This window comes from Brevibacillus reuszeri (genome assembly GCF_002897295.1).
Classification (GTDB): Bacteria; Bacillota; Bacilli; order Brevibacillales; family Brevibacillaceae; genus Brevibacillus; species Brevibacillus reuszeri_A.
Genome location: NZ_BEXF01000044.1, coordinates 22,674 through 29,302 on the forward strand (window position 1 = coordinate 22,674; position 6,629 = coordinate 29,302).

The following is a 6,629-nucleotide window of genomic DNA, read 5'->3' on the forward strand; positions in this document are numbered from 1 at the left end:
CAGCCACGATAATGCAGCCGTTTTAAACCTAGACACCTCTATAGTTACTATTAGTAGCTACTTGCTAGAAGGGAACCCAAAGCAGCGAACGATTGGAAAAGGTGCCTTCCGCAGGGGCAAGAGGCGGGATTCACACATTCATATCATTCTTACCCATTCATTCAACGGTTCACGCTTCTTTTTGTTCTGGCTTCATCTACCAGTCCTTCATTTGTCCCTTTCTTCGCAACTAATTCACGAGATGGAACGACTTTTATAGTAGAAGCCCTAAAGATTCGATGGGTTACCTAGTACTGTATGGAATGTGAAGTAATCCCCCAAGAAGGAGGTGCATGCGAATGCTTGAAGTGTACATGATGTTGCTTATCCTGTTGGCTGCTGTGCAAATCATTGATGTTGTCCGAGGGTGGCTGTAGCTGCCCTCTTCTCCATTTCAGTATTTACACCATTCCACCCAGCGCAAGGTGAACAGAATCGCAATGACTTGAATTCAGCTTGTAGGTGCTTTTCGCTGAACTGCTGGTTGCAATGAGGACATGCCAATGTGTCCGAATCGAGCAGTTTCAGTGTGATATCAACGAATCGCTTCCAGGTCTTATTGGTCAGCATCGACCACGAGACCCTTCTCTCGCATAAACTCGAACTGAGCCTGCGTGATCAGCTTGATGTCTTCTACTGAAATGATGCCTGACCCGTTCTTGAGTAAGAAATCCTGGATGAACTCGGCTTCTTCTTGTTCATCAATGTGGATAGGTTCAGGCTCAGGCAGTTTCTGGAACCGAGGGACGGTTTCCCCTCGATGTTCGACAGTACTAGTGAACATTTCGAGAGGTCTAGCGAACCACAATCCCGTTGTAGTGGATCGATAGACTACGAGGTCCACCTCGGTTTCGGTGTGCTTGGCGATGCCGTATACATCATATGCGGTGCCTTTGTAATGCTGATAGAGACCTTGCATGTGGTTCCCTCTTTTCAGTAAAGATGGATGTAGTAGAAACGTTTCTGCCCATCACTGGCGTTAGTATATAGAATTAAGAATATTGACTCTCGAAATTCTCGTAGACCTTGTGGCAGTAGGGCTGCGGGATTTTCATTTTGGGAAAAAAGGGGTCATTTTCATGCTGTTTCTGGGACAGCAAAAAAGTGGGTTCGTCCTTACTCTCCCAAGGATTCATCTGGCTTCGGCTTCTGTCGGGGGTCTATCGTGAAAAAGTGCAATGTGGCCAGGTCAGCCTCTTTCCCATTTAAGTAATAATCCGGGTTCACCACGAATACTTTTTGTCCGTCTTCTGTGCTCATCAAGCCCAGCGCGTTCTTTTCTACCAGAGACTGGATCAACCGGTATCCCTGTGTTTTTGAATACTTGCCAATCTTACAAAGGTCTTGTGCTGTCAAAGGATGACCTCTTTGCCCGCGTTCACCGTCACCCAAGAGAACATTGGTCCCAGGAGCAGCGTACAGTGCGATGATGCTGAGCATGCCGCGTTCATGTGAAGTCAGATTGTACATGCGGCGCTTTGCCTTTTGGCTCGTTCTTGTCTTTACAAACTTGATGCTGCGGCCACCTTTTGTCGGTGTTATGATTTTGAGAAATTGGTTTCCGTGTAGGATTCTCGTTTCTTTTCGAACGATCTCGCCCGTTTCCTGGTCAACATATCTTTCATCCATCCATATCTGCTCCCTCCTCCTTGTATTTCCGGTTTCAACCACCGTTCGGGAGCCGAATTCATCCTCACCCGGGATAAGCCAGCGCACTTCTGTATGCCAGCCGAGGGCTCATTCAGCTGCCCAACGCCGCTCAAAATAAAAAGCACCACATGGGTGCTACAATCCTGGAATCCAATCTTTTATCTCTTTCGCTGCGCGGTACAACTTTGAAAAGTTCGAGTTGTCAGCTAAGAACTGTATCCCTCTTAGGGTAATTCGTGGATCAATTGCTTTAAATGACGTATAGGTTGAACCTAAGGTCTTAACTGGAGCAAATCCCTCAATTAATTCACTCTCCAGCATCATTTGTATCACTCTTGACCATCTTGGATATGAAATCTCAAGGTTTTCGGGACTAATTGGCCCAATGTCTACTCTTTCATCATCCAACGACTTATCAAGGTGTTCAAGTATTTCCTGTATAACATCCATTGTTTTCTTTGCCATGGCGATCCCTCCTATGATCACTTTCGGCATAGTATATTTGATTCCCTTCACAGGAAATTTTAAAAAATCCGCCCCGTTTCCAAGGCGGTAGGCTGGGGGATAGAAGAAGAACTGACGAGCAGTGCTCGCCGCACAGAGGGCGAGTGGCCTGAGCCTTGATCTCGCATCACATTTGTTGGGCCAGTGCCCATATGTTCCCCTGTGCGCCAGGCACTACTCTTTTCCCGGCTTCTCTCTCACACATGGCATCCTCATACAGACTACCTTGCTATCGTGATAGTTCACCCAAACGCATCCGTAGCACTTGTGATCCTTTGGCAGCTTCTGTGGCGGTTCTTTCACATACTTCTTTGCAAAAAATCTCATTTGATCAGCTCCACTAGAAAAGCCACTCTGTAACGAGTGGCCTATTTTTGCATATCTGGTTTTTCTCCACACAATATAGCGCGGATAGATTCATTCGCTAGCTCTTGTGTAATTTGTCCACTGCTCATGAGGTAACAAACCTTGTCCAAATCGTTGTATCCTGGCCAGAGACATCCCATATCGCTTTCTAGGTCTTCATCAGGATTTTGCCCTGTCACGGCCTCCACATGCTTTCCGGTTTCTCCACAGAATGGACAGTGCACAGGAATCCCTTTTGCCTGTTCCTCAATGAGTAAGAATCCTTTTTCACAATGATGGCATTGCCACTTTTCGAGCATGCAGCTGACCTCCCATAAGAAAAGCCACCCAATTAGCTCAGGTGGCTCATTTCATATTCTTCTGATGATATAAATTTACCATGTTAAAAGCGAAAATGTGTACAGATTCCCTCTAGTTTTTTTCCAATGTTTCTCTAAGTTGTCTCTACGTTTTTGTAGACTTCCATTTTCAATGCAAAGGCAAGTCTGTAGAATGCTTTTGCTCTGTATTTATAGAAAGTCCCATGGGACATATCCAACTCTGTATAAGCATCTAAATCGGTAACGTCATCATCGCCAAACCATCTTGTCATGATGATCTTTCTTTCCCTTTTGCTCAATCGCTTTGTAGCATCTATAATTCGCTGTACATGATTTCTGCGTGCAGTCTCAATGTCAACGTTCTTCACCGCTGCATTCTCTGTACTGCTGTGGAATGCATTGGTTTGAGTCGGTGGGATGATGGAGTAACCTGGAGTGGTTGCCGTCTCAATTCCCGGATGAAAACCCATCCTAATGAAGTCTCTTGCCAAATCTAAAGCATGCTTTACTTGCTCTGCCGTCGCTTCCTCATCGATCTCAGGCAGACCGGGCAATGTTAATTGTTGATGTTCCACTTCCGCCTACCCCCTCAAAGAGTTTATAATGATTTTGGCTTCGCTCCCGTTGAGGGGGCTTCTTTTTTATGACTCGATTCTCTCTGTTATCAAACGCTTTTGAGTTGCAATGTATTTTGATGTAATGATTCCAGCTAACGCTCTTATCTCAACAAGATCATGTAATGTCAGCTTGGACCATTTTATCTTTTCAATTGGTGCTGTTTCGCTCAAACACTCCATAAGTAGATCTCTGATGGCGAGAAGTTCAGCGAGATACATGTCTCTCTCGTTCTCAATTTGCTTCGTATGAGTCCTCAAATCCTCTAGGTACACAATCAAGTCTGTTGCTTCTTCCAACGCATACTCGCATCGTTCTTCCATGCTCTTCAGGTGCCCAGACTTGTCGATCGTGTGTCCATACTTCTTGATACCCTTCTCAGTCTGACGATCTAGGCGATCAATGATTGGCTGACGGTACGCCATTCCTTTGATCATCATGCAAAGCTCTTCATCTTGCGTTATCATCTGATCACCTCATCACGATTTCTTATCAATGACATACATAAGCCAGGCCATATTGCTGATGAGCGACCTCTTTATCTCGTAGTATCTCTGTCTGCTCATACCAAGTTGATTGGCAATGATGTAATTTTTCTCCCCATCCATGATGGCATCCAGAACTGTTTTTTCTCTCTCATCTGTGATGCTATTAGCTGCAGATTCGATGAGCTTTACAGTCTCCTGAAGCTTCCTCAGACGTTTCTGTTTTCTTTCCTTCGACACATGAACTAACACCTTGTTCTTGTCTTCCAAGACTCCTTGTAAACGAGCTATTTCACTTATCATGAAGTGGTAATACTCAATTTCTTCGTTGGTGCGTTGGATCAACTCTGCATCTGGTACTGTGCTTGCACCCACCGCCAGATCCTCCTCAAGGTTTTGGAATGCCTTTCTTACATTTTTTGCATCGATCACATTCCGGACATTCACAACCTTCACAATCTCTATGTGGCATCCCACATTCGTGGCAACACTCACACCATGACATGCCGCATCTACTGCAGTCCATGCTTACATCCATGTTTACCACTCTTTCTCTTTTGTTAAACAGCGATTCCATTAGCCTTGAGCAACGCTAGGCATACAGCATGTGGTGCTTTTCCTGCCACTGCCCCACGGTAGTATTTTGCTCCTTGGACCAAGCAAAAGAAGTCGATGAGCACCCCATCTACAAATCGTGAATTTAATTGAATCGCAATCCCTTTTTTCGCTAATTCCTCCACCAGAAGACCCATGCCTTCCCAGGTAGTAGAAAATTTTGGTTCATCAAGCACATGGCCATCTTCATCGCAGAATATTCCCTCGTCTTCGGACACCTTCCATCCAAGAGCCTTTGCAACTTTCAAGTCCAACTCACGTCCTGCTTGCATCCCGTTCCCCTCCATCCGGAAATTGGTTCCACTCTTGCCCATCTATCATGCGACCTGCACGTTTCTTTCCCACTCGATTCATGTAAATCATGCCTCTCGGATCGCTCGGGATACTGCAATGAACCAGACCAGCAATTCCGTTGTCCGCTACCCAGTATTCAGGGTCTTCATCGTCTTCAACGCCATGTGGAGCAAATTCACCCCACTGCTTGAAAAAGAAAGGCACGCCGTATTCTTGGCATTGATCCCTCAAACTTTCTATCCAGTTCTCATGCATTGGCCTTGCATTTATACCTGACTCTCCACCAGCGATGATCCAGTCTATGCCCTTTATAGCTTCTACTCCGTACCCTTCGTTGTCTGGATGCTCAAATTGAGCTGTAAATTCAAGATCAACATATCCAAGCAAAGGTTCACAACTCAAGAAACGGACTTCTGCTGGCACTTGTAGTAACAACGGGATTCTCTCTTCTGCTGCCTTTTGATTTTCAACGCTTGTCCCAATCCAGACGTTAGGAAGGGGCCAAGGCGAACCACAATAACCGACATCAGCATCATGCCATTTGCAATGCGCCCCAGTGCAGAAAGGCGAGTTACCTGTAGAAACTCCATGTCCAGGGATAGGTCGACGTTTACGCACAGTGTTGAACCAATCAAGCATCCGTTGAGGCCGTTTGGTTAGAATTTGAAATGTATGTCGCTGGCTTTCAGCCATCATTTCAAACACCTCGTCGATGTATTCGAATGGTACGCTTTCGTGAAACAGATCACTCATACTATTCACAAACACCCGTCGCGGCTTCCTCCATTTCAACGGTTGTAGAAGACGATCCGGGAAAAGCTGAATCTCGTTGAAAGGCTTTGCGTACTGCTGCGGCAGCTTCTTGCCATCCTGAAAAGCTTTATGCCGCATGTCATGGAGTGCAAAAGCGTAGCAATTGCGGCAGCCCTCTGACACCTTGCTGCAGCCTGTGACTGGGTTCCAAACCGTATCCGTCCATTCAATTGCTGTTGTCATCTCGTTCCCCTCCATTTTTAAGCGTACTGTTCAGATCCCCATTTCTTATTCAGACCAGCAATGTACCATTTCCGACCTTCTTCAGTTGCCAGCCATTCATTGATTTTTTTCGTGCCATTAAACCGTTTCGTTATCCCCATGCTCTTGAAGACTGAAAACGGAATCTCAGTTGTCAGGAATGATTCGCCGCCTTCATCTCTATCAAAGAAATGCCTGATTTCGTAATACTTAAAGCCGCAGTATTCAACTGAGCAACTTATTGCTATTCGTTTTATCTTTTCTACTGATTCGCTCATGATTGCCTCCTTATCACAAGTAATGTTTTGTTAAGCCAAGCGTTTGGTCAGTTCGTTATACTCTTCAACCCATTCCGATGGAACTGGACGATTCGCTTCAATATATCTCCCGATCGCGGCAGTGAGGTCCTGTACCCTCTGCTCATCCCAAAACTTTCTAGGCATGATCCCGATTGGCGGTTTTTTCTCTTCGCCCTTTTGCCAGCTTCGTCCACATCCGCATTCCCACCACACGATATTTCCGTATGGCGCGAAGTAGTTGACTTCCGTTCCACATTCGCTGCATCGTAGAACCATAAGTTTCCCCCTATTTAACAAATCGATTGTTTTATTAATCACTCGAATGCTTCGTATGTTGCCTCAAAAATGTCTGGCTTGCAGGGGTAATATTCACCCTTTACTCCTTTAATGATGTAATCTCCAGCATTTGCCCTCATCGTGCCTTCCAA

General features: G+C 45.5%; 11 protein-coding genes and 1 pseudogene. All 12 read right to left on the bottom strand.

The window, feature by feature from the left end; translation table 11 throughout:
* Positions 1–595 precede the first annotated feature (595 nt).
* Positions 596–958, bottom strand: coding sequence for a DUF1653 domain-containing protein (locus C3B52_RS33740; RefSeq protein ID WP_103110715.1), 363 nt, complete (start codon positions 956–958; stop codon positions 596–598).
* Positions 959–1,155: 197 nt separating this feature from the next.
* Positions 1,156–1,668: a hypothetical protein gene (locus tag C3B52_RS33745; protein ID WP_103110716.1), complete on the bottom strand. Its 513-nt coding sequence runs from the start codon at positions 1,666–1,668 to the stop codon at positions 1,156–1,158.
* A 156-nt stretch (positions 1,669–1,824) separates the two neighbouring features.
* Positions 1,825–2,154 (bottom strand): YjcQ family protein, encoded by a 330-nt coding sequence (locus tag C3B52_RS33750; RefSeq protein ID WP_103110717.1) that lies wholly within the window; start codon positions 2,152–2,154, stop codon positions 1,825–1,827.
* A 407-nt stretch (positions 2,155–2,561) separates the two neighbouring features.
* Positions 2,562–2,858 (bottom strand): hypothetical protein, encoded by a 297-nt coding sequence (locus C3B52_RS33755; protein WP_103110718.1) that lies wholly within the window; start codon positions 2,856–2,858, stop codon positions 2,562–2,564.
* A 134-nt stretch (positions 2,859–2,992) separates the two neighbouring features.
* Entirely contained in the window at positions 2,993–3,454 is a 462-nt protein-coding gene (locus tag C3B52_RS33760; protein ID WP_103110719.1) for an ArpU family phage packaging/lysis transcriptional regulator, read from the bottom strand.
* Positions 3,455–3,520: 66 nt separating this feature from the next.
* Positions 3,521–3,961: a hypothetical protein gene (locus C3B52_RS33765; protein ID WP_103110720.1), complete on the bottom strand. Its 441-nt coding sequence runs from the start codon at positions 3,959–3,961 to the stop codon at positions 3,521–3,523.
* Positions 3,962–3,973: 12 nt separating this feature from the next.
* On the bottom strand, positions 3,974–4,474 hold the full coding sequence (locus C3B52_RS33770) for a hypothetical protein (protein WP_164685051.1): 501 nt from the start codon (positions 4,472–4,474) through the stop codon (positions 3,974–3,976).
* 65 nt (positions 4,475–4,539) lie between these two features.
* Entirely contained in the window at positions 4,540–4,866 is a 327-nt protein-coding gene (locus C3B52_RS33775; protein ID WP_103110722.1) for a hypothetical protein, read from the bottom strand.
* The gene (locus C3B52_RS33780; protein ID WP_103110723.1) at positions 4,850–5,884 is read right to left on the bottom strand and encodes a phage Gp37/Gp68 family protein; all 1,035 of its coding nucleotides are present in this window, start codon (positions 5,882–5,884) and stop codon (positions 4,850–4,852) included. The genes C3B52_RS33775 and C3B52_RS33780 overlap by 17 nt, the downstream gene beginning before the upstream one ends.
* Positions 5,885–5,901: 17 nt before the next feature.
* Entirely contained in the window at positions 5,902–6,180 is a 279-nt protein-coding gene (locus C3B52_RS33785) for a hypothetical protein (RefSeq protein WP_103110724.1), read from the bottom strand.
* Positions 6,181–6,210: 30 nt separating this feature from the next.
* A complete protein-coding gene (locus C3B52_RS33790; RefSeq protein ID WP_103110725.1) occupies positions 6,211–6,477 on the bottom strand; it encodes a hypothetical protein in 267 nt (88 codons plus the stop codon).
* A 38-nt stretch (positions 6,478–6,515) separates the two neighbouring features.
* A pseudogene (locus C3B52_RS37615) lies at positions 6,516–6,629 on the bottom strand (PGDYG domain-containing protein); the annotation flags it as partial.